At 73.0% G+C, this 22,077-nt stretch carries 23 protein-coding genes; 11 read left to right on the top strand and 12 right to left on the bottom strand.

Annotated elements, in window-relative coordinates:
- The first annotated feature begins 1 nt into the window (after nucleotide 1).
- The 6 genes from AC6JBM_RS23920 (at nucleotide 2) to AC6JBM_RS23895 (ending at nucleotide 6,120) form a co-directional block, all read left to right on the top strand.
- The gene (locus tag AC6JBM_RS23920) at nucleotides 2–2,044 is read left to right on the top strand and encodes a bifunctional polysaccharide deacetylase/glycosyltransferase family 2 protein (RefSeq protein WP_497985806.1); all 2,043 of its coding nucleotides are present in this window, start codon (nucleotides 2–4) and stop codon (nucleotides 2,042–2,044) included.
- 8 nt (nucleotides 2,045–2,052) lie between these two features.
- Nucleotides 2,053–2,640 (top strand): RNA polymerase sigma factor, encoded by a 588-nt coding sequence (locus AC6JBM_RS23915; protein WP_497985805.1) that lies wholly within the window; start codon nucleotides 2,053–2,055, stop codon nucleotides 2,638–2,640.
- The gene (locus AC6JBM_RS23910; protein WP_497985804.1) at nucleotides 2,630–3,247 is read left to right on the top strand and encodes a hypothetical protein; all 618 of its coding nucleotides are present in this window, start codon (nucleotides 2,630–2,632) and stop codon (nucleotides 3,245–3,247) included. Before AC6JBM_RS23915 ends, AC6JBM_RS23910 begins: the two co-directional genes overlap by 11 nt.
- A 31-nt stretch (nucleotides 3,248–3,278) precedes the next feature.
- Nucleotides 3,279–4,292 (top strand): M4 family metallopeptidase, encoded by a 1,014-nt coding sequence (locus tag AC6JBM_RS23905; protein ID WP_497985803.1) that lies wholly within the window; start codon nucleotides 3,279–3,281, stop codon nucleotides 4,290–4,292.
- An 82-nt stretch (nucleotides 4,293–4,374) separates the two neighbouring features.
- On the top strand, nucleotides 4,375–5,586 hold the full coding sequence (locus AC6JBM_RS23900; RefSeq protein ID WP_497985802.1) for an alpha-amylase family protein: 1,212 nt from the start codon (nucleotides 4,375–4,377) through the stop codon (nucleotides 5,584–5,586).
- 33 nt (nucleotides 5,587–5,619) lie between these two features.
- The gene (locus AC6JBM_RS23895; RefSeq protein ID WP_497985801.1) at nucleotides 5,620–6,120 is read left to right on the top strand and encodes a hypothetical protein; all 501 of its coding nucleotides are present in this window, start codon (nucleotides 5,620–5,622) and stop codon (nucleotides 6,118–6,120) included.
- Here the strand turns inward: AC6JBM_RS23895 and AC6JBM_RS23890 are convergent.
- The 3 genes from AC6JBM_RS23890 to AC6JBM_RS23880 are packed head-to-tail and all read right to left on the bottom strand — an operon-like array spanning nucleotide 6,034 to nucleotide 7,024.
- The gene (locus tag AC6JBM_RS23890; protein WP_497985800.1) at nucleotides 6,034–6,312 is read right to left on the bottom strand and encodes a DUF6767 domain-containing protein; all 279 of its coding nucleotides are present in this window, start codon (nucleotides 6,310–6,312) and stop codon (nucleotides 6,034–6,036) included. The genes AC6JBM_RS23895 and AC6JBM_RS23890 overlap by 87 nt on opposite strands.
- Before the next feature lie 33 nt (nucleotides 6,313–6,345).
- Complete coding sequence (locus tag AC6JBM_RS23885) at nucleotides 6,346–6,600, bottom strand: DUF3817 domain-containing protein (RefSeq protein ID WP_497985799.1); 255 nt, start codon at nucleotides 6,598–6,600, stop codon at nucleotides 6,346–6,348.
- Nucleotide 6,601: 1 nt separating this feature from the next.
- Complete coding sequence (locus AC6JBM_RS23880; RefSeq protein ID WP_497985798.1) at nucleotides 6,602–7,024, bottom strand: hypothetical protein; 423 nt, start codon at nucleotides 7,022–7,024, stop codon at nucleotides 6,602–6,604.
- A 98-nt stretch (nucleotides 7,025–7,122) separates the two neighbouring features.
- Between AC6JBM_RS23880 and AC6JBM_RS23875 the strand changes: the two genes are divergently transcribed.
- Nucleotides 7,123–10,230, top strand: a complete 3,108-nt coding sequence (locus AC6JBM_RS23875) for an ATP-binding protein (RefSeq protein ID WP_497985797.1) — start codon at nucleotides 7,123–7,125, stop codon at nucleotides 10,228–10,230.
- Here the strand turns inward: AC6JBM_RS23875 and AC6JBM_RS23870 are convergent.
- From AC6JBM_RS23870 to AC6JBM_RS23845, 6 genes are all read right to left on the bottom strand, one after another.
- A complete protein-coding gene (locus AC6JBM_RS23870) occupies nucleotides 10,214–10,936 on the bottom strand; it encodes an ABC transporter permease (protein WP_497986517.1) in 723 nt (240 codons plus the stop codon). The two genes, AC6JBM_RS23875 and AC6JBM_RS23870, sit on opposite strands and share 17 nt — an antisense overlap.
- 23 nt (nucleotides 10,937–10,959) lie before the next feature.
- Entirely contained in the window at nucleotides 10,960–11,895 is a 936-nt protein-coding gene (locus tag AC6JBM_RS23865) for an ATP-binding cassette domain-containing protein (RefSeq protein ID WP_497985796.1), read from the bottom strand.
- 87 nt (nucleotides 11,896–11,982) lie between these two features.
- The gene (locus AC6JBM_RS23860) at nucleotides 11,983–13,353 is read right to left on the bottom strand and encodes an ABC transporter substrate-binding protein (RefSeq protein WP_497985795.1); all 1,371 of its coding nucleotides are present in this window, start codon (nucleotides 13,351–13,353) and stop codon (nucleotides 11,983–11,985) included.
- A 40-nt stretch (nucleotides 13,354–13,393) separates the two neighbouring features.
- Nucleotides 13,394–14,254 carry a carbohydrate ABC transporter permease gene (locus AC6JBM_RS23855; RefSeq protein ID WP_497985794.1) on the bottom strand — a complete coding sequence of 287 codons (861 nt, stop codon included), beginning with the start codon at nucleotides 14,252–14,254 and terminating at the stop codon, nucleotides 13,394–13,396.
- A complete protein-coding gene (locus tag AC6JBM_RS23850) occupies nucleotides 14,251–15,099 on the bottom strand; it encodes a carbohydrate ABC transporter permease (protein ID WP_497985793.1) in 849 nt (282 codons plus the stop codon). The genes AC6JBM_RS23855 and AC6JBM_RS23850 overlap by 4 nt, the downstream gene beginning before the upstream one ends.
- Before the next feature lie 260 nt (nucleotides 15,100–15,359).
- Nucleotides 15,360–15,887 (bottom strand): SMI1/KNR4 family protein, encoded by a 528-nt coding sequence (locus AC6JBM_RS23845; RefSeq protein ID WP_497985792.1) that lies wholly within the window; start codon nucleotides 15,885–15,887, stop codon nucleotides 15,360–15,362.
- Between the two features lie 206 nt (nucleotides 15,888–16,093).
- On the opposite strand from AC6JBM_RS23845, the gene AC6JBM_RS23840 reads away from it, so the two are divergent.
- Both AC6JBM_RS23840 and AC6JBM_RS23835 read left to right on the top strand, forming a co-directional pair.
- Entirely contained in the window at nucleotides 16,094–17,008 is a 915-nt protein-coding gene (locus AC6JBM_RS23840) for a L,D-transpeptidase (RefSeq protein WP_497985791.1), read from the top strand.
- Between the two features lie 28 nt (nucleotides 17,009–17,036).
- Nucleotides 17,037–17,360 carry a macro domain-containing protein gene (locus AC6JBM_RS23835; protein WP_497985790.1) on the top strand — a complete coding sequence of 108 codons (324 nt, stop codon included), beginning with the start codon at nucleotides 17,037–17,039 and terminating at the stop codon, nucleotides 17,358–17,360.
- A 50-nt stretch (nucleotides 17,361–17,410) separates the two neighbouring features.
- On the opposite strand, the gene AC6JBM_RS23830 is transcribed toward AC6JBM_RS23835, so the two are convergent.
- Both AC6JBM_RS23830 and AC6JBM_RS23825 read right to left on the bottom strand, forming a co-directional pair.
- Nucleotides 17,411–17,869: an SRPBCC family protein gene (locus tag AC6JBM_RS23830; protein WP_497985789.1), complete on the bottom strand. Its 459-nt coding sequence runs from the start codon at nucleotides 17,867–17,869 to the stop codon at nucleotides 17,411–17,413.
- A 53-nt stretch (nucleotides 17,870–17,922) separates the two neighbouring features.
- Nucleotides 17,923–18,168 carry a hypothetical protein gene (locus tag AC6JBM_RS23825; RefSeq protein ID WP_497985788.1) on the bottom strand — a complete coding sequence of 82 codons (246 nt, stop codon included), beginning with the start codon at nucleotides 18,166–18,168 and terminating at the stop codon, nucleotides 17,923–17,925.
- 598 nt (nucleotides 18,169–18,766) lie between these two features.
- On the opposite strand from AC6JBM_RS23825, the gene AC6JBM_RS23820 reads away from it, so the two are divergent.
- Together AC6JBM_RS23820 and AC6JBM_RS23815 are read left to right on the top strand one after the other, a co-directional pair.
- On the top strand, nucleotides 18,767–19,510 hold the full coding sequence (locus AC6JBM_RS23820; RefSeq protein ID WP_497985787.1) for a hypothetical protein: 744 nt from the start codon (nucleotides 18,767–18,769) through the stop codon (nucleotides 19,508–19,510).
- 226 nt (nucleotides 19,511–19,736) lie between these two features.
- Nucleotides 19,737–21,248 carry a S8 family serine peptidase gene (locus AC6JBM_RS23815; RefSeq protein WP_497985786.1) on the top strand — a complete coding sequence of 504 codons (1,512 nt, stop codon included), beginning with the start codon at nucleotides 19,737–19,739 and terminating at the stop codon, nucleotides 21,246–21,248.
- Here the strand turns inward: AC6JBM_RS23815 and AC6JBM_RS23810 are convergent.
- Complete coding sequence (locus AC6JBM_RS23810) at nucleotides 21,236–22,006, bottom strand: alpha/beta fold hydrolase (RefSeq protein ID WP_497985785.1); 771 nt, start codon at nucleotides 22,004–22,006, stop codon at nucleotides 21,236–21,238. The two genes, AC6JBM_RS23815 and AC6JBM_RS23810, sit on opposite strands and share 13 nt — an antisense overlap.
- Nucleotides 22,007–22,077 lie beyond the last annotated feature (71 nt).

Here is a 22,077-nt window from a genome sequence, read left to right as displayed (position 1 = left end):
GGTGCGACGGCATCGAGCCCGCCGCGAGCCGCGGGCGCACTGGCTGCTGTTCCTGCTCGGCGTCGCCATCGTGCTGGCCGAGTTGTGTCTCAACGGATACGCGGGCGGCGTCGCCGCCGAGGGGCCGGCCGCCCCCGGCCCGCGCGCCGCCGCCGACGGTCCGGTGCTGCGCCTCGGCACGGCCGGCACCGGCGGCACGGAGGCGCTGCGGCTGCCGGCCGGGACGCTCGCGCTCACCTTCGACGACGGGCCGGACCCGCGGTGGACGCCGCGGGTGCTCGACGTGCTGCGGCAGTACCATGCACACGCCACCTTCTTCGTCGTCGGCGCCCAGGTGAACCGGTACCCGGAGCTGGTGCGCCGGATGGTCGACGAGGGTCACGAGGTGGGGGTGCACACGTTCACCCACGCGGATCTCGCCGCACTGCCGCCGTGGCGCCAGCGGGCCGAGCTCGCGCTCACCGCGAACGCGATCGCGGCCGCGACCGGGCGCCGGCCGGTGCTCATGCGCCCGCCGTACCTGTCGATGCCGGCCGCCGTCGACGGCTACCTGGCGGTGCTGACCGACCGTGACACCCGCGACTGGGAACGGCCCGGCGTCGAGGCGATCGTCCACAACGCCGTCGGCCACCCGGCCGGCGCCGGGGCGGTGATCCTGCTGCACGACGGCGGCGGCGACCGCTCGCAGACGGTGGAGGGGACGCGCCGCATCCTGGCCGGGGCCGGCGGCCGGTTCGTCACCGTGTCCGAGGGGCTCGGCTTGTCCGCACCGGCGGCGAGCGCCGGGATGGTCGCGCGGGGCACGGCCCTGCGGTGGAGCCAGACGGCCGGACGCCTGCTGGCGGCCACCGTCGAGTGGATCGTGGTCGCCGGCACCGTGCTGGCGCTGGTGCGGCTGTCGGTGCAGGTCTGGGCAGCCCGCCGGCACTCCCGCCGGGTCCGGCGCCGCCGCGGGCCGGCCCGCTACCTGGGTCGCGTGTCGATCATCGTGCCGGCCTTCAACGAGGCCGCGAACATCGCCGCGACCGTCCGGTCACTGGCCGCGAACGACTACCCGGGCTGCGAGATCATCGTGGTCGACGACGGCTCGACCGACGACACCGCGGCGATCGTGGACCGGCTGGCCCGGCACATGCCCGGGGTGCGGCTGCTGCGGCAGGCGAACGCGGGCAAACCGGCCGCGCTCAACACCGGGATCGCGGCGGCCGGCGGGGACCTGCTCGTGCTCGTCGACGGCGACACCGTCTTCGAGCCGGACGCGGTCGGGCGCCTGGTGCAGCCGTTCGCCGATCCGGCGGTCGGCGCGGTCAGCGGCAACACCAAGGTGGCCAACCGCGGCGGGCTGCTCGGGCGGTGGCAGCACCTCGAGTACGTGGTCGGGTTCAACCTGGACCGGCGCCTGTTCGATCTGGGTGAGTGCATGCCGACCATTCCCGGCGCCATCGGTGCGTTCCGCCGGGAGGCGCTGCGCGATGCTGGCGGGGTGGCGGGCGACACGCTGGCCGAGGACACCGATCTGACCATGGCGGTGCAGCGCTGCGGCTGGCGGGCGGTGTACGCGGACGACGCCGTCGCCTGGACCGAGGCGCCGGGGTCGCTGCGGCAGCTGTGGCGGCAGCGGTACCGCTGGTGCTACGGCACCATGCAGGCGGCCTGGAAGCACCGAGGGGCGGTGCTCGAGCGGGGCGGCGCCGGTCGTCTGGGCCGGCGGGGGCTGCTCTACCTCGTCCTGTTCCAGGTGCTGTTGCCGCTGGCCGCGCCGCTGGTCGACGTCTACGCGGTGTACGGCGCCGTGTTCCTGCCGTGGGCGCAGGTGCTCGCGGTCTGGGGCGGGTTCACCGCGTTGCAGCTGGCGACGACCGCGTACGCGCTGCGGCTCGACGGCGAGCGGCTGGCCCCGCTGTGGAGCGTCCCGCTGCAGCAGGTGGTCTACCGGCAGCTGCTGTACCTGGTCGTGGTGCAGGGCACCGTGGCGGCGCTGCTGGGCGGCCGGCAGCGCTGGAAGGCCGTGGCGCGGACGGGCCTCGCCGCGGCGGCGAGATGACCGCATCGATGCGCGAGATTCGCGACGAGGAGCTCGCCGACGCGCTCGCGGCGGCGGTCGGCGGCGACCCGGGCGGGTTCGCGGTGCTCTGGCGGGCCTTGCACCCGCCGATGCTGCGGTACCTGCGGGTCGTCTGCGGCGATGCCGCCGAGGACGTCGCGTCGGAGACGTGGCTTCAGGCGTCGCGGGACCTGGCCGGCTTCCGCGGGGGTGCCGTCGCGTTCCGCGTATGGCTGTTCCGGGTCGCCCGGCATCGCGGCATCGACGAGAACCGGCGGGCCTGGCGCCGCCACGAGGAGTCGTACGAGTCCGTCGACGACGTGCCCGGCGGCGGCGTCGCGCGCGATGTCGCCGCCGACGTCATGGAGCTCAGCGACACCGACCGGGCCGTGAAGATCATCGCCACCCTGCCCCGCGAACAGGCGGAGGCCGTCATGCTCCGCGTGGTGGCCGGTCTGGACGTCGCCGGCACCGCCCGGGTGCTGGGCAAGCGCCCCGGCGCCGTCCGGGTGGCCACCATGCGCGGGCTGCGGCGGCTCGCCGATCATCCCGAGGTCCTGGCGCACCGCGATGAGGACGGCGAATATGGATCTTGACGACGTGCGCGACCCGCGGCTCCGCCCGCTGCTGAGGGCGGCGGCCGCGCCGGGTCAGCCACACGAGGTCGCGGGCGAGGCCGAGGCCGTGGCCGGTTTCCGCGGCGCCTACCGCCCTGTCCGGCGCCGTCGCCGGCTCGTCGCCGCCGCGCTGGCGGCGCTCGCCGCGGTGTCGGTCGGCGGCACGGCGTTCGCGGCCGGCACGGGTCACCTGCCCGCCGCCGTCCGCTCGTGGCTCGACGACGGCGGTGATGCTGGTGGTGGTGGTGCGAGCCCGGTCCCGAGCACGGCATCATCGGAGCCGAAGCGGTCGCCGAGCCCCCGCACCGTCCCGGCCGGACCTGAGCCGAGCGGCTCTGCGGGCGCCGCCCCGGTGCCGCCGGCGGAGGCCTGCCGGGCCTGGCAGGCGTTCCGAGCCGATCCGCGGTCGGGGCCGATCACCGCCGCGCAGCGCCGTGCGCTGGCCGAACTCGCGGGCGGGCCGGGTGAGCCGGCGATCGACGAGTTCTGCCGGCGGCTGCTGGGCGGTGCCGCGCCGGAGGCGTCGCCGACGCACGGCCCCCGGTCGCCGGTGCCGCCGAGCAGCCGGCGCACCGGGCGCGTGTAACGCTCCGGCCGCCCGCCCCGCCACTTGGTGCATGCATCGAAGCATCGCTCTGGTGGCGGTGGCGGTCGCGGCCGCCGTCATCCCGGCACCCGCCGCGCAGGCCGCCGCCACCTCGGCGCCGGGAACCGTCTTCTACCCGAACCCGGTCCAGGCCCTCGGCCGGCAGGACCTGACCGACGCGAAGGACGCCGACTCCCCGGCCTTCGCCCCGGCGTACCGCCGGGTGACGCTGACCGACCTGGACGGCACCGGCCGGCTGTCCGGGCGGTACGTCGTGGTCAAGAGCTCGACCGGCAAGGCGGCCGTCCTCGTCGACGGGGCCTTCCCGGCCTGGCACCGCGACAGTGACCAGTTCGAGCAGGTGATGGGGTACTACTGGGTCACCACCGCCCAGCAGTACCTGCAGCACCTCGGCTTCGGCTCGGCGCTGCGCCCGGTGAACCAGCGCCGGATCGAGCTGCGCATCGACCAGTACGGCGGCGACAACTCGTTCTTCCGTGAGGACAAGGCGAACATCAGCCTCGGCAAGGGCGGTGTCGACGACGCCGAGGACGCCGAGGTGATCGTCCACGAATACGGGCACTCCGTGCAGGACGGCCAGGTTCCCGGCTTCGGTACGACGCTCGAGTCGGGTGCGATCGGCGAGGCGTTCGGGGACTATTTCGCCGTCGCGGTCACCAGCTGGGCCGCCGGGCCGCCGACGCTGACCCCGGAGGCCTGCGTCGCCGACTGGGACTCGGTGTCGTACACCACCGCCGCGCCGCACTGCCTGCGGCGCCTCGACGGCGACAAGCGCTACCCGGCCGATGTCGTCGGCGAGGTGCACGCCGACGGGGAGATCTGGTCGCGGGCGCTGTGGGACATCCGCTCGGCGCTGGGCGACACGCGGGCCACGACGCTCATCGTCGAGGCGCAGTTCTCCTTCACGCCGGACGTCACGTTCCGCGCCGCGGCACAGGCGACGGTCGACGCCGCGCAGCGGCTCTATGGCTCCGCGGCCGCCCAGGCCACGCGCTCCGCCTTCTCGGCGCGCGGCCTGTTGTAGGGCGTGGAAGATCCGTCCGGGGCCGGTTCGGTTGCCCGCCGAGCCATACCCGGACGGATCGGGGCCGTTATGCTGGGCGTTCATGAGCTGGTGGCAGGTGTACCCGCTGGGCTTCGTCGGTGCCCCGGTGCGCCCGGACGGTACCGATGCCGCGGAACAGGTCGTGCACCGGCTGGGGCGGATCGAGCACTGGCTCGACCACGTGGTGGGCCTCGGGCTGGACGGCATCGCGCTCGGGCCGGTCTTCGCGTCGATGACGCACGGCTACGACACCGTGGACCACTTTCGCATCGACCCGCGGCTCGGGGACGACGCCGACTTCGACCGGCTCGTCGCCGCGGCCCGGGAGCGCGGGCTGAAGGTCCTGCTCGACGGGGTGTTCAACCACGTCGGCCGGGCGCACCCGCTCGTGGGGCGGCCCGGGACCAGGGACGACGTGTTCGAGGGCCACGACTCGCTGGTCCTGCTCGACCACGACAGTCCCGCCGTCGCCGATCTCGTGGTACGCGTGATGGAGCACTGGCTCGACCGGGGCGCGGACGGGTGGCGGCTCGACGCGGCGTACGCGGTGCCGCCCCGCTTCTGGGCCGCCGTCCTGCCCCGCGTCCGCGAGCGGCACCCGGGGGCCTGGTTCGTGGGCGAGGTCATCCACGGCGACTACGCCGCGATCGTGCGGGAGTCCACCATGGACTCGGTGACGCAGTACGAGCTGTGGCAGGGCATCTGGCACGGCATCGCGGACCGGAACCTCTTCGAGCTCGCGCACGCGCTCAAGCGCCACAACGACCTGCTCGCCGGGTTCGTCCCGGCGACGTTCGCCGGCAACCACGACGTGACGCGCATCGCCTCGGCGGTCGGGGCGGACTTCGTGCCGCACGCGCTGGCGGTGCTGCTCACGGTCGCGGGCGTGCCGAGCGTCTACGCCGGGGACGAGTACGGCTGGACGGGCGTGAAGGAGCAGCGGCTGGGCGGCGACGACGCCGTACGACCGGAGTTTCCGGAACATCCGCCCGAGGACAACGACGTGGTGCGCCTGCACCGGGAGCTGCTGGCGGTGCGCCGGGCGCGTCCGTGGGTCGTGCGGGCCCACACGGATGTGGTGCACCTCGACAACCGCCAGGCGGTCCTGCGCACGGCGACCGGCTGGGGCGCCCTGATCACCGCGCTGAACCTGGCCGACGACCCGGCGGCGGTGCCGTCGGCCGGCGCCGAGTCCAGCGCGGCCGGCCCCGCCACCCTGGACGGCGCCCGGATTCAGCTCCCGCCGCGCGGCTGGGGCGTGTTCACGTCCTGAGCGTTGGGTGACGGGACTGTCTACGATCGGGGCATGCAGTCGGTCCGTGGGGTGGTGGCCGCGTCGGCGGTCGGGGGTGTGGCGGGTATTGCCGTGGCGCTGTACCTCGCGCCACGGGCCGAGATGCCGCCGGCCGTGGTGGTCGGGCTGGGTCTCGTCTTCGGGGTGCTGTTCGGCTTCGTCGTCGCCGTGTTGGTGGAGCAGCGGGTGTACGGCAGCCGGCCGTTCACCGACGAGGAGCGCTCGGCGGCGCACCTGGCGATCCGGCGTGCCGAGCCGCCCGCCGACCCGAAGCTGCGGGCGGTCGCCGACGAGGTCGCGCGGCGGCAGGCCGGCCGGGACGGCCTCCAGGTCGCCGCCGTCGTGCTCCCCGCGGTGTTCGTGGTCCATGCCGCGGTCAGCGTCGCGCTGGGGCACCCGTCCGGCTGGATGCGCGGCGCGTTCTGGCTACTGCTCGGGTCGGCGATGCTGGCCCTCCGCGCCCGGCTGCGTGGGCAGGCGCGGCGGTACCTTGCGGCCGCCGAGGGGCGCTAGGCCGCTGCGGGCACCGTGGTGGACGGTGCCGGCGTCCTGAGCGGTGCGCTGGAAGGCGTGGAGCTGGTCGCGCAGCTCGGGGTCGGACATCACGAGGTAGACCGTCGGGCAGTCGGCCGGCCCGGTCGCGCCCGGCACGCACAGCGTGCACGGCTCGCCCCGGCGTAACGGGCACCGCGCGTCTCGTCTCATGCCTCGAGCGTGCGCGTGGGTCGCGATGGGCCGTCAGGGCCGAAGGTCCCGAATTCGGCGCAGGGCGAGGACGCCGCCGAGGACCGGGACCGCGGCGAGCAGGGTGGCGGGCGCCGTGCGGGTCAGGTGCCAGGTGGTGCCGATGACGAGCAGGTAGGCGCAGCCGTGGATCGGGCCGATCAGCGACGCGACCGGGGCGAGGTGGACGGTGGCGAGGTTGACGAGGAGGACGGCGAGGCTGGCGAGTTCGGCGAGGGCGGCGGCGCGCAGCAGCGTGATCGGCGCCACGTCACGCGCCGGTGGTGGAGCCGGGGCGGACGATCATCAGGATCACGACCACGGCCCAGAGCAGGTTGAACACGCCGGTCAGCATGCCCAGGGGGCCGGGGTCGGTGCCGTCGGCGCCGTCGGCGGTGCGGCGCTGGCGGGGCAGGATGACCAGGCCGAGCAGGGCGGCCGCGGCGGCGGTCAGGGCGATGGACGTGAGCAGCCACGCGTCGGTGAGCACGCCGAGGTTCGCCGCGGTGGCCAGGCCGAACACGGGCACGGCGACGCCGATGAGCGCGTAGACGACGCAGATGCGGTGCAGCAGCCGCAGCGTGGCGATGTCCCCTCGGCGGGCGGCGGGCGGGAACATGCTCGCCGCGACGGTGACGGGGCCCACGGCGACGATCGCGGCGAGGACGTGGATGGACAGCAGGACTTTGGTCACGGCGACCGACCGTAGATCGGTTCGTAACGGGGCGGGAGTGGCGAGAGTGCCACAGACCGGCGGAATCCGGCCAGCCGGGCGCGTGACACAATCTGCGCGTGCAGATCCGGCTCCTGGGACCGTTCGAGGTGCGTGCGGACGACGGCGTGCTCGCCGACGTGCCGGGGGCCCGGCTGCGCGGGTTGCTGGCCGCGCTCGCGCTGCGGGCGGGGCACGCGGTGCCGAAGGCGACGCTCGTCGACTGGATCTGGGGTGAGCAGCCGCCCGCGGACGCGTCGAACGCGTTGCAGCGGCTGGTGTCGCGGCTGCGCAAGGCGCTGCCGGACGGGGCGATCGAGGGGCACACGGACGGGTATCGGCTCGCGGTGCCGGCCGATGACGTGGACGCGGTGCGGTTCGAGCGGCTGCTGGGCGCGGGGCAGGTGCGTGAGGCGCTGGCGTTGTGGCGGGGCGCGGCGATGCAGGACGTGGCGCTGCCGGACAGCGCGGCGTTCGACGCGGCCGCCGGGCGGCTCGAAGGGATGCGGCTGGCGGCGCTGGAGGAGCGCTTCGACGCCGAGACCGGGCACGGCGGCGGGGCCGAGCTGGTCACCGAGCTGACCGACCTGGTGGCCGCGCACCCGGTGCGGGAGCGGCTGGCCGGGGCGCTGATGCGGGCGCTGGCGGCGGCGGGGCGCGACAGTGAGGCGCTGCTGGTGTTCCAGCGGGCGAAGGAGGCCCTGGCCGACTCGCTGGGGGTCGATCCGGGGCCGGAGCTGTCGGCGCTGCACGTGGCGCTGCTGCGGGGCGAGCTGGGGCGGCGGGAGGAGAACCGCAAGACGAACCTGCCGGCCGAGCTGACCACGTTCATCGGGCGGGACGCCGACGTGGCCGCGGTCCGGGAGCTCGTCGCCGGGCACCGGCTCACGACGCTGACCGGGCCGGGCGGGGCGGGCAAGACGCGGCTGGCGGCGGAGACGGCGCGGACCCTCGCCGGGGCGATGCCGGACGGGGTGTGGCTGGTCGAGCTCGCGCCGATCGGGGCGGGCGCCGATGTGGCGCAGGCGGCGCTGGCGGGGCTGGGGCTGCGGGACACGCTGCTGGGCGGCGCGCCCGACGCGGACCCGGAGGACCGGCTCATCGCCGCCGTCCGGGACCGGGAGGCGCTGCTGATCCTGGACAACTGCGAGCACGTGATCGAGGCCGCGGCCGGGTTCGCGCACCGCGTGCTGGGCCGGTGCCGGCGGCTGCGGATCCTGGCCACGAGCCGGGAGCCGCTGGGCATCACCGGTGAGGCGCTGTGGCCGGTCGAGCCGCTGGGGCTGCCGGACGGGCATGCCGGGCCGGACGCGATCGAGGCCTCGCCGGCGGTGCGGCTGCTGCGGGACCGGGCGGGGGCGGTACGGCAGGATCTGACGGCCGACGAGCGCACCCTGGCGACGATGGCGCGGGTGTGCCGGGCGCTGGACGGGATGCCGCTGGCGATCGAGCTGGCCGCGGCGCGGCTGCGCACGATGTCGGTGGAGCAGCTCGCGAACCGGCTCGATGACCGTTTCCGGTTGCTGACCGGCGGGAGTCGTACGGCCCTGCCGCGCCACCGCACCCTGCGCGCGATGGTCGACTGGAGCTGGGAGCTGCTCACCGACGACGAGCGCACGGTGCTGCGGCGGCTGTCGGTGTTCTCGGGCGGGGCGAGCCTGGAGGGCGCCGAGCGGGTGTGCGCCGGTGACGGGGTCGACGCCGAGCTGGTCCTGGAGCTGCTCACGTCGCTGGCGGAGAAGTCGCTGGTGGTCGTCGCGGGCGGGGGCGCGCCGCGGTACCGGCTGCTCGGCACGATCAAGGAGTATGCGGCGCAGCGCCTCGCCGAGGCGGGGGAGACGGATCTGGCCCGGCGCGCGCACCTGGCGTGCTGCATCGAGCTGGCCGAGGCCGCGGACCCGCACCTGCGCCGGGCCGAGCAGCTGCAGTGGCTGGCGGTGCTGGAGGCGGAGCACGACAACATCGCGGCGGCGATGCGCGCCGCGATCGCGGCCGGTGACGCGCACGCGGCGATGCGGCTCGGGGCGGGCGCCGGCTTCTACTGGTGGCTCGCCGGGCACAAGGCCGAGGGCATCGAGCTGCTGGGCGCCGCCATCCGGCTGCCGGGCGCGGTGCCCGATCTGATCCGGGCGCGCGCGCTGGCGTTCATGGGTATGTTCGCCAGCGGTGGCCGCAACGACGAGCACCACGCGGCGGAGTACATCCATGAGGCGTACGAGCTCGGCGGGCGCGGCCAGTCCAGCGACCCGCTGCTGGAGTTCATCGCGCCGCTGGAGCGGATGCTGCAGGGCGCGGATCAGGCGCTGCCCGCGTTCGAGACGCTGCTGGACGCCGAGGACCCGTGGGCGCGGGCGCTGGCCCGGCTGCAGCTGGGCAAGATGCGGATCGTGCTCGGGCACGGCGGGCGGGACGCCGACGCGTTCCTCGAACTGGCGCTGGCGGAGTTCCGGGCGATCGGGGAGCGGTACGGGATCCAGTTCGCGCTGACGGAACTGGCGGACCGGGTCGCCACGCGGGGCGAGTTCGCGACCGCGTGCGAGCTGTTCGAGGAGGCGATCGCGGTCACCGTCGAACTCGGCTCGGCCGAGGACATCATCCGCACCCGGGCGCGCCTGGCGCCGCTGTACCGGCTGGCCGGGGACGAGGCGGCCGCTGCGTCGACGATCGCGGAGGCGGAGCGGCTCGCGGAGCGGGTCACCTGGCCGGACGCGCTCGCCGATCTCGCGCTGGCGAAGGCCGGTCTGGCGGCGACGGCCGGCGACGGCGAGGAGGCCCGCCGGCAGATCGCGGTCGCGAGGACGCTGCTCGGGCCGGAGGCCGACTGGCCCAGCAACCGGGCGGTGGTCCACGATCTGCTCGGCTACGTCACCGACGATCTCGGCAAGGCGCGGGTGCACCGGGCGGCGGCGGTCGCGGCGGCGGCCGAGATCGGCTACCTGCAGACGATCGCGCACGTGGTGGTCGGGGTCGCGGATCTGGCGCTGCGGCTGGACCGGCCGGAGGAGGCGGCCCGGCTGCTCGGTGCCGCGGCGGCGGTGCGGGGGCTGCCGGACCGGTCGCATCCGCGGATGGCGGGCATCGAGCGGGAGGTGCGGAGCCGCCTCGGCGACGCGGGGTACGCCGAGGCGGCTCGGGAGGGTGCGGAGTCGAGCTGGCGGGAGCTGGCCGAGGTTACGCTCGCCGCTTGAACGAGCGCAGCGCCCACAGGTAGCCGACGAGCCCGATCCCCGCGCACCAGGCGACCGCGGCGAGGGCCGTGCCGGTCGACGGGGTGCCGGTCAGCAGGCCCCGCAGGGTCTCGATGATCGGCGTGAACGGCTGGTATTCGGCGAACTGCTTGACGCCGGTCGCCATCGTCCCGGCCGGGGAGAAGGCGCTGGACAGGAACGGCAGCATGATCAGCGGTACGGTGCCCAGGCCGGCGGACTCGGCGCTCTTGGCCGCCAGCCCGAGGGCGACGGTGAGCCAGCTGGCGGCGAAGGCGAGCAGCACGACGAGCCCGGCCGCGGCGAGCCAGTCGACCGGGCTCGCGGCGGGGCGGAAGCCCATCGCGAACGCGACGCCGACGATGGCGGCCACGGCGACGACCGCGCGCAGCGTCGTCTCGACGACGTGCCCGGTGAGCACGGCGGCGCGGGACACGTCCATGGCCTTGAAGCGGTTGATGATGCCCGTGGTCATGTCGGCGTTGACGGCCGTCGCGGTGGCGCCCAGGCCGTAGCTGACGGCCATGATGATCAGGCCCGGGGTGACGTAGTTGATGTACTTGACGCCGACGTCGAAGGCGCCGCCGAGGACGTACACGAACATCAGGGCCATGACGATGGGGAACAGCACCGCGTTGAACACGGTGACGGGGTTGCGCAGCGTGTGCTTGAAGTTGCGGCGCAGCATGATGGCCGAGTCGGTCACAGCGCTCACTGGGTCACCTCCGCGGTCGGGCGGCCCGTGAGGGCCAGGAAGACGTCGTCGAGATCGGGGGTGTGCACGGCGAACTCCTCGATGGCGATGCCATGGGTGTCGAGGCGGTCGAGCAGGGCCCGCAGCGAGCGCACGTCGCTGTCGCCGGGCACCCGCAGGGTCAGGTCGTGTTCGTCGCGGGTGGCGTCGGGCAGGATCCCGGCCGCCGCTTCGAGCTGGGTGTGGTCGGGAAAGCGCAGCCGGACGTGGTTGCCGCGGACCTGGCGCTTGAGCTCGGCGGGGGTGCCGTGGGCGACGATGCGGCCGTGGTCGAGCACGGCGACGCTACCGGCGAGCTGGTCGGCCTCGTCCAGGTACTGGGTGGTGAGGAAGATCGTGACGCCGTCGGCGACGAGCTCGCGGACGATGTCCCACATGGTGCGGCGGCTGCGCGGGTCGAGCCCGGTCGTTGGCTCGTCCAGGAAGATGATCTGCGGGCGGCCGACGAGCGTCATCGCCAGGTCGAGCTTGCGGCGCATGCCGCCGGAGTACGTGGCCGCCAGCTTCGGCGCGGCCTCCGCGAGGTCGAAGCGCTCCAGGAGCCCGGTGACGACCCGCTCGGCGTCGGGCACCCGCTTGAGGTCGGCCATGAGCCGGAGATTCTCGCGGCCGGTGAGCAGCTCGTCGACGGCGGCGAACTGGCCGGTGACGCCGATGGCCTTGCGCACGGCCTTGGTCCCGGTGGCGATGTCGTGCCCGGCGACGCGGGCGGTGCCGCCGTCGGCCTGCATGAGGGTGGTGAGGAGGTTGACCGTGGTGGTCTTGCCGGCGCCGTTCGGGCCGAGGAGGGAGAAGATCGAGCCGGCCGGGACGTCGAGGTCGATGCCGTCGAGGACGACCTGGCGGCCGAAGGTCTTGCGCAGCCCCGAGGCTGTGATCGCTGATCCGTTCATGCCGACAACGATCGGCGCGGGCCCTGACACTCGCCTGTCACGCCTCTGTCACGGCGGCCGGCCGGGGCCGGCCGCCGTGACACCGTGCTACTTGAGGTGCGGCTTGACCTGCGAGTTGTAGATGCCCTCGAGGGTGCCCTTGAGCTTGGTCATCTGGGCCTGGACGTCGCCGTTCTTGGTGAGGATCTCGGCGCAGGCGTTGGCCATCTCCTGGTCGGCGCCCGGCAGGAACACCCGGGCCCAGTCCTGGTTGCGGGTCACCGCGAGCTGGTCGATGGCGACCTTCGACTGGGGCGCCTTGGCGATCAGCGACGACGGGTCGGCGGACTTGCGCACCGGCATGTATCCGGTCGCGGCCGCGAACTTCAGCGTGTTCTCGGGCGAGGTGAGGAACTTGATGAAGGTGGCCGCGGCGACCTGGTTCTCCGGCTTGATCTTCTTCGGGATGCCAATGCCGGCGCCGCCCGTCGGGCACACCGGCGAGGTCTCCTTCGGGCCGCCGGGCAGGAAGCCGGCGCCGACGTCGAACTTGGCGGTCTTGAGGATGCCGACGAGGCTGCCCGTCGAGCCGACGGTCGCGGAGACCGCGCCGGCCGACAGGTCCTGGGTCGAGTCCTTGCCGGCGACGCCCGACCACTTGCCCTTGTAGACGGCGTCGGCGAGGAACTGCAGCGCCTGGACCGACTCGGGCTTGTCGCAGGTGAGGTCGAAGCTCTCCTTGGCCGACCAGCCGCCGCCGGTGCCCCAGAGGTTGTTCTGGAAGCTCCAGCCGGCGTATCCGGCCAGCGCCGGCAGCTGGAACGCGTTCTGCAGGCCGGCGTTGGCCGACTTGAGCTTGGGCGCCCACTCGGCGAACTCGTCCCAGGTCTTCGGCGCCCGGTCCGGCAGCCCGGCCGCGGCGAAGTGCGCCTTGTTCCAGTAGAACAGCGGCGTGGAGCGCGCCCACGGCACGGCCCAGATCGAGTCCTTGTACTTGTAGTCGGTGAGCAGCTGCTCGCGGAAGTCGCTGGTGTCCCAGTTGAGCGCCTTGAACAGCCCGTCGAGCGGGACGATCGAGTCCTGCAGGTAGTAGCGGAACCACCACACGTCGGAGAGCACGACCGCGTCGGGCAGCGTGCCACCGGCCTGCGCGGCCTGGAACTTCTGCGCGATGTCCTCGTAGTTCGACCCGGCGGAGACCAGCTGCACCTTGATGTCGGACTGGCTGGCGTGGAACGCGTCGATGATCTGCTGGGTCACCTCCTGCGACGAGCCGGGGTTCGACGACCAGAAGGTGATGTTGCCCGCCGGCTTGACGCCGGTGTAGTCGAGGGTCTCCGGCTTGGCGGAGGAGTCCGTCGAGGTCGTCGACGGGCCCCCGCCGCACGCGGCCAGGGCCGCGGCCGACAGCCCGCCGGCGGCGAGGCCGAAGAACCGTCGCCGGCTGAGCTCGGTGGCTTGAGGCTTGGACAAGGACATGGTTGGTTACCTCTCTGGAGAAGAGTGCAGTTGGGCGTGGTCATCCCTTGACGGCGCCCTGCGTCAGGCCGGTGACGATGTACCGCTGGAGCGCGGCGAAGACGACGAGGACGGGTAGCAGGACCATGACGGTGCCGGCCATGACGATGCCGTACGAGGCGGCGGCACTCTCGCTGTTGTGCAGCAGGGTGAGCCCGACGGGCAGCGTCATCATCTGCGGGTTCGACACGATGACCAGCGGCCACAGGTAGTCGTTCCACTCGAAGACGATGTTGACCAGCGCGACGGTGGCGATGCTCGGGGCGGCCATCGGTACCACCATGTGCCAGAGGCGCCGCCAGTGCCCGGCGCCCTCGGTCTCGGCCGCCTCGAGCACGTCGGCGGGCAGCTGCAGGAACGCCTGGCGCAGCAGGAACGTGCCGAATCCGCTGCCGAGCCCGGGCAGGATGATGCCCCAGTACGTGTCCTGGCCGCCGAGGCTGCTGATGAACGTGAAGTTCGGCACGACGCTCACCTGCGGCGGCACCATGAGCGTCGCGAGCACGGCGAAGAACACGTACCGCTTGCCCGGGAAGCGGACGAACACCAGCGCGTAGGCCGTGAGCACGGACAGCAGGACCTTGATCCCGGCGCCGATGACGGTGACGATCGCGGAGTTGAGGAACAGCCGCCCGAGCGGCACCACCCGGGCCGCGTCCTCGTAGTTCTGCGGGTGCCACGGGTTCGGCAGCACGACGAGCTGCCGCGTGATGACGTCGGCCGGCGTCTTGAACGACGACAGGATCATGTACGCCAGCGGCAGGATCACCACGAGCATGGCGAGCAGGATCGGCACGTACCCGGTGACCAGCGTGGCCGCGAGGTTGCGGCGGGACAGCGGTTTCGCCTCGGCGGTGCTCACCGGTAATGCACCCGCCGCTCGAGGACGACGAGCTGCACGAGGGTCAGGATGACCAGCAGCACGAACAGGACCGTGGAGAGCATCGCCGAATAGCCCGCCTGGTTGTACCCGCCGAAGGCGCGCAGGTACGCGTCGTAGATGAGGGTCGTGGTGCCGCGGCCCAGCGGTGTCATCGCGCGGATGAGGTCGAAGGCCTGCAGCGAGTTGAGGATGCTCGTCACCAGCAGGAAGAACGTCGTCGGCGACAGCAGCGGGAACGTGACGGAGAAGAACTTGCGGACCGGCCCCGCCCCGTCGATGGCCGCGGCCTCGAGGATGTCGGACGAGATGGCCTGCAGCCCGGCGAGGTAGATCACCGCCGCGTAGCCGAGGTTCTTCCAGACGTACACGATGACGACCATGACGAGGCTGAGCGTCTCGTCGTTGAACCACTCCGGGCTGGTGCCGCCGAAGGCGCGCACGATCGCGCCGAGCGCGCCGACGGTCGGGTCGAAGATGTACTGCCACGCGAGCCCGACGCCGACGCCGGACAGCACGTACGGCGAGAACACCGTCGCCTGAGCCAGCCCGGCGCCGCGGACCTTGCGGTTGAGCCCGAGCGCGACGAGCAGCCCAAGGCCCATCGACAGGACCACGGTCGCGACGGTGAACATCGCGGTGGTGAGGAAGACCTGCCCGGCCTCCTCGGACTGGAAGAACTGCGTGTAGTTGTCGAGGCCGACCGCCCGGGCCGTGTCCGAGCCCAGGGTCCAGTCGAGCGTCGAGTAGTACACGTTGAGCACGAGCGGCCGGTAGGTGAACCAGACGATCAGCGCGATGTTCGGCAAGGCCAGCGCCACGAACACGGCCGCCTCGCGCAGTGTCCGTCGCCGGCGGGCACGCCTCGCCGAGCCGCGACTGTCCGCGGCGACGGGGGCGAGCGGAACCGGCTCGGCCGTTGTCGGCCGGAGCCCTCCAATCATGATCGGCAGCTAACCGAGGCCAGTTGTACGTGTGGATACCTGGCGGTGAACGGCTTCCATCGACACCTCGAAGACCCAGTCCCGCATTCGGGCACCGGCGCTCGCCACTGGACGGCCGTCGGCCCCGGGCCGACCCGGATCGTTCAGAGATCGATGATGTCGCCCCGCACGGCGAAAGCGGTCACAGCGCTGAGTAGCCGTTCTAGGAAGTCGCGAAGGTCCGCGCCCACGACAGTGATGCCGCGGGCGGTGCCGTCGTAGACGCCGCCGAGGTAGGCGGCATCCCGGAGCCGGAAGACCCGGCCGTCGGTCACCGCCATGGCATACAGGTCGCCACCACCGTTGCTGCCGAAGACGACCACGTCGATGTTTTCGGCGAACGGCCCGCCGATCTGATCCGCGCGATCCTGTTGATCGAGCACGGCCGGCAGCCCGTCGAGCGCATGGATGAAGTAGCCGTTACCGATGTCGGGCAGGCTGACCGGTCCGACATGCCGGTGCAGCGCGACGATCTCATCCGGCGTCCACGGCATGCGCTGTCGCAGCAGAGCGAGGTCGGCGTCTGATGCCGGTGGCCCCACCTGATGGTCATCCATCTGCAATTGCGTCGCCCACTCGGCCAGCCAGCGCGCGGTCAGCACCGATTCCCCCACCTCGCGTCCCTCGTCCACGGATCGTCTCACGGCTCGCAGCAGCAGGCCGTGAGCGCGCCTAAACGGGCGCCGATATGCGGACGAATGCCAACGAAACGGATGTTTCGCACTCCTGCGGGCCGGGTCGATCCCGCCGATTGTGATGTGGCCGATCCGGGCAGAAGTGGCGGCGGGCGTGCATCGGGGGCATCGTCGAGGCCATGAGATCTTCTCACCGTTGGCGGGTGACGACGCTCCTGGTCGGTCTCGGTCTGGGGCTGGCGGCGTGCGGCGGGAACTCCGCGCCGCAGGCTTCGTGGTCGGGTGCGCCGTCGTCGGCCCAGGGCGCGTCACCGTCGGTGTCGCCGGCGCCGACCGGCAAGCCGGTGCACGTGCGGCTGTACGAGAAGGACGGGGCGACGTACGGCGTGGGCATGCCGATCATCGCGTACCTGTCGGCGTCGATCACGAGCGCCAAGGACTTCAGCGCGGCGACCAAGGTCACCGTCAACGGAGAGCCGGCCCAGGGCGCGTGGTACTTCCAGAAGTCCACGATCTACTCCGGCTACCCGATCGAGGCGCACTACCGCCCGGCCGAGTACTGGCCGGCGCACGCCTCGATCGCGATGAACCTCGACACGAAGGGGAAGTCGGGCGGGACCGGGCTCGTGTACGACAACAGCCTGACCCTCGACATGAAGACCGGGGCGGCGAACATCGGCAAGGTCGACGGCGGCACCCTGCGGATGGTCGTGACCTCCGACGGCAAGCAGGTCTTCGACTTCCCGGTGTCGCTGGGCAAGGCGAGCACCCCCACCTTCAACGGCGTCAAGGTCGTCATGGAGAAGGACGCGGTCGAGCGCATGGTCGGCGAGGGCTACGACGAGCAGGTGCCGTGGTCGGTGCGGATCACCAACTCCGGCGAGTTCGTCCACTCGGCCAGCTGGAACGGCGGCAACATCGGTCAGCGCAGCACCTCCCACGGCTGCACCAACCTGACCGAGGCCAACGCCAAGTCGTACTTCGACTTCGCCCAGGTCGGCGACCCGATCACCTACACCAACACCGGCGGCCCGACGATGCCGACGTGGGACGGGTACGGCGACTGGAACGTGGCCTGGACCACCTGGCAGGCGGGCGGCGCGGTGCCGGCCAACTGACAGGCGGGGGCTGCCGGTGGGGCAAGCCGTGGCGACGACCGCGGGCCGGCTCCCGGCGCGCTGGGTCGTCCACACCGTCGGGCCGGTGTGGAGCGCCACCGAGGACCGCTCGGCGCTGCTGCGCGACTGCTACCGCAACTCGCTGACGGTCGCGGCCGGCCTCGGCGCGACGTCGGTCGCGTTTCCGCTGATCTCGTCCGGCGTGTACCGCTGGCCGAAGGAGGACGCCGTCATCCAGGCGTTGACCGAACTGCGGACGCTGCCGCCGGGCATTGAGCGGGTACGTCTTGTCCTCTTCGACGACGACACCCGGCAGGCCGCCGAACGCGCCATGAACTCCGGCAGGCACTGACCCGGGCCGCCATGACGTGGGCGCCGCCGAGCCCCGAAGCGTGTACGCGCTTATCCGCCGGGGTAGACGGCCGGGGTCCGCCGCCGGACGGCGATGTCGGCGAGCCGGGACAGCATCTCGGAGCTGCGCGGGCCGAGCAGCGCCGCTTGGACCCGGCGCGGGAGGTACCGGCCGATCCCCTCGGTGAGGTCGTACGTCAGGGTCACCCGGGTGCCGGCCTCGACCGGTTCGAGGTCCAGCCGTACCGTCGCCGCGCCGAGCGGCCACGCCCGCGCGTGCAGTTCGAGCATCTGGCCCGGGATCACCGCCCGCACCGAGGTCACGTCCGTGATGTGCAGTGGCCAGGGCCCCACCTGGTGGCGCAGGCGGGTCCCGGCCGCGGGCCAGGCCTCGTCGACGTCCCGGATGTGGGACGCGCCGACCACCCAGCTGGCGTACGTCCAGCCGTCGGCCAGGACCGCGAAGATACGATCGGGTGAGGTGCGGACGAGTTTGCGTCGCTTGGCCACTGCCGTCTCCCTTCGACGCGCCGGGATCCGCAGCCTTCCCGATCCTGGCCGGATTAAAAGCCCGCGTGGTGCAGCCGTACAGCTCCGCTCGGGCACGAGCGCGCCAGTGCCGTCGCCTCGGCTGCCGTCGCCTCGGCCAGGTCCGCGGCGCCGGTCGCGGTGAGGCCATCCACCGCGCACGCCCACTCGGTGCGTGCCCGTGCCGCGTCGCCCCCGTCGGGGTAGTCGCCGCGCACCCGATGGGCGACGTGCAGCGCGAGCGCGGTCTTGCCGACCCCGGGCAGACCGACCAGCAGCACCGGGGCGGGCGCGAGGCGACGCCGGTGACCTCGGCGTCGCGGCCGACGAAGCCGCTCGCCGACGGCGGCAGCCGCGCCGGCCGGGTCGCGGGGTGGGCCGGAGCCTTGTCCGGCGCGCCGGCCAGGATCGCGGCCTGCGGGTGCCGCAGCGGCGCGCTCGGGTCGACGCCGAGCTCGCCGTGCAGAGGTCACCCGCACCCGCTGGTAGGCCGCGAGGGCGTCGCCGGGCCGGTCCGAGCGGGTCAGCTCCGTGAGCGGGCCGACCGCCGCGCCTGACGAGCACCAGGCGCCAGTCGGTGCGCGGAAATGCCGAATTGAGTGCACTCGATCGTGGCGGTCTTTACCGACGTCGGCTATCGAGCCGACGGCGGATGAGGTCGAGTTGGTTCGCCGGCATCTCGCCGAAGTCCCGCCGGTTGTCGCCGCCGGCCTTGTCTTTCGCTCTTGGCGCGACGATCTCGCGGCCGGAGAACGGCTGGCTCCCAACGTGCGACGGCCGGGCTGATCGCGCCGTACGGCGGCTCACTTCGGAGCGCACGTTCAGCGGATGACGATTCGGGGTCGCGGACGCGGACCTGCGGCGGGCAAGATGTCAGCCGTGACCGAGGATGATCCACTCGCCGATGCGATTTTGGAGCATTGGAGCGCCTGTACGCTGCCGTTGGGACAGCGTACGCATGCGGGGACAGCGTTCTTCTACAACGAGCTCGTGGACTCCGCGCCTGAGGGCGAGCGTGTCCGCGAATGGTGGCTGACCGCCGACCACGTGACGCGTACCAAGGTGGGCGAGGTGCGGCTTCGGCCCGAACTCATCGAGCCGACCGGCGCGGCTTCGGCCTACCTGGCCGTGGTGGACTTCGACGAGCTGTGGTCGCGGCGCTCGGGTGTGGCGGTGACGCGCACGTTCGTCCTTCACGACCACGCGGCGAAGAAGGGCTGGACGTGGGCGGCCGGGCAGATCACGGACGGGGTTGCCGCCAAGGCTGAGCACGTGCGCGCCGTCGATGCGCAGCCGCGCCGGGCGTACGCGCTGGGTCACATCACGCGGGAGGTCGGCGCGTTGGGCGAGCAGCGTCCGCTGGCCATCGCTACCTCGAATGTCGCACGGGACCCCGACGGCGTGGTGCGTTGGCAGGGCTCATTGCCCGACGGGTTCGCGGGCGGTCCGGTCTTCATCGCCGAGCAGCGCGGCGACGGCCGCGAGTTCGTCCTGCTCTGCCTTGGGCTCATCGCTTCGGCCGACCGCAACCCGGACGTGCGCACGTTCGATGTGATCCGTTCGCTGATCGAGGAACTCACGAGGCCGAAACCGGCGAAGCGCGGGTTCTTCCGCCGCCGCTAGTCGGACGCCCTCGACCACCTACGTCACCTGACCCGATCAGCGGTTGCGTCACCGGCCGGGTGCGGGCCGGGTGCGGTTCGGCGGGGACCGGACGACATCGCGTCGGGTGGTCGGGCAGGACCGGCGGCCGAGCGGGCAGACTCGGCCCGCGACCCCTGGCCTGGCAACCAAGGCCCGGCATGGTGGAACCCGTCGCCGCAGGGAAGCGGCGGGAACGGAGCACCCCATGCCATCGAGGGCAAAGCGGCGACGGATCGTCGCGTCCGTCGCGGCCACCGCTGCGGCCGTCGCCGGACTCGGCGCGGCCGCGGCACCGACCCACCCGATCAGCGACGCGGCCGGGTGGGCGTCGAGCGCCTGGCTCGGCGGTAGCTCGAGCGGCACCGGCACGAGCCTCGCGACGGTTCGCGCGGCCATCAACGCCTCCACCGGTACGGCGGCCACCCTGACCGGCGCCGGGGTCGGCGTCGCGCTCATCGACACCGGCGTCGCCCCCGTCGCCGGGCTGCCCGCGTCGCAGATCGTCAACGGGCCCGACCTGTCGTTCGAGTCGCAGTCCCCGGACCTGCGCTACCTCGACACGTACGGCCACGGCACCCACATGGCCGGCATCATCGTCGGCAACGACACCGCGACCGGCACCGTCGGGCTGGCCCCGAAGGCGAAGCTGACCTCGATCAAGGTCGGCACCGCCAACGGCGCCGTCGACGTGTCGCAGATCGTCGCCGCCGTCGACTGGGTCGTGGCCCACCGCAACGACGACCCGGCGAACCCGATCCGCGTGCTCAATCTTTCGTACGGCACCGGCGGCACCCCCGACTCGTGGAGCGACCCCGTCCAGTTCGCGGTCGAGCAGGCCTGGCTCAAGGGCATCGTCGTGGTCGCGGCCGGCGGCAACGGCGGCACCAGCGACCTCACGCTGACCGACCCGGCCAGCGACCCGGCGGTCATCGCGGTCGGCGCCGCCACCACCAAGGGCACCACGATCGCCACCGACGACGACTTCGCGAGCTTCACGACGGTCGGCGGCAACAACCGCCGCCCCGACTTCATCGCCCCCGGCGAGTCGATCCTGTCGCTGGCCGACCCCGGCTCCAACGTCGACCTGTCCTACCCGTCGGCGAAGGTCGGCACCACCCTGGTGCGCGGCAGCGGCAGCTCCCAGGCGGCGGCGGTCACCTCGGCGGCGGTCGCGCTGCTGCTGCAGGCCCGCCCGACGCTGACCCCGGACCAGGTCAAGACCGTGCTCAAGACCTCGGTCAGCAACACCTCCGGCCTGTCCAACGCCCGTAACGTCGGCGAGCTCAACCTGGGCGCGGCCCTGACCAGCCAGAACACCTGGGCGTCGGGCTGGAACCGGTCCAGCGGGACCGGCGCGCTCGAGGGCGCCCGCGGCCCGAGCCACGTGGTCCGCGACAACGTGACGCTCAGCGGCGAGAACACCGTGTGGGGGCCGATCAGCACCCCCGCGTGGGCCCCGAGGAGCGCCGCCCAGACCGCCTGGTCCGGTGGCACCTGGCTCGGCTACCGCGTCGCCGGCGACAGCTGGACCGGCACCTCCTGGGCGTCGAAGACGTGGGCCGCCGCGTCCTGGTCCGGAAAGCCGTGGAACGGGGCGTCGAGCTGGACCGACCCCGACTGGTCCGGGCACTACTGGTCGGGCCACTACTGGTCCGGGCACTACTGGTCCGGCCACTACTGGTCCAGCGACGACTGGTCGACGGCCTACTGGAACTGATCGAGGCCCCGCACCGCGGCGACGACCGCGGGGGAGTCCTTACTGAGGATCTTGGAGTGGTTGCTCGCGACCCGGGCACTGATGCCGATGTTCGGGTTGCGGGCGACGATCGGGTCGAGGGTCGACCGGCCCTCGTCCATCTCGCCGTCCTGGCTGCCGAGGCTGTCCCCGGTGGCCAGGACGAACCGCACCGGGCGGGTCAGCCGCTCCAGGACCGGCCCGCTGGCGGCCGCGATCTCGTTGAGCTCGATGTTGACGTCGGCGTGCTCGTCGGCGCTCATCCGCGCGCCCATGCCGAGCCGGGCGGTGATCGGCAGCAGCAGCCGCATCCGGCGGAACAGCTTGCGGATGCGGGCGGCGCCCTCCGGGCCGGTCAGCCCGACCGGGAACGCGTCGACCGTCACCAGGCCCACGACCCGCTCCGGGTGCCGGTCCGCCCAGTGCCAGCCCAGGACGCCGCCGTAGGACCAGCCGACGAAGATCGCCCGCTCGACCTCGCGGGCGGCGAGGACGGCGTCGAGGTCGCGCAGGCAGGCCTCGAACGAGTAGTCGGCCGAGCGCCTGGACTTGCCGCGGGCCCGCTCGTCGTAGCGGATGTGCCGGTAGCCGTCGCCCAGCCCGGCCACGACGTGGCGCCAGTGCGACTGGTCGGCGTAGGCGCCGTTGAGGTAGACGACCGGCAGGCCGGGGCCGCCGGTGTCGGTCACGTACAGCGCGGTGTCGTCGACCGGAACCCAGTACTGCTGCTGCTGTGTCATGGTGAGAACGATCGAGGGCCGCCCTGACACGGAACCGCCACTGCGCTGACACCGCCCGGGATATCGTGGAC

Source organism: Dactylosporangium thailandense (genome assembly GCF_059739745.1).
The sequence above is the reverse complement of the archived record's forward strand: the minus strand, read 5'-3'. Positions and strand labels throughout refer to the sequence as shown.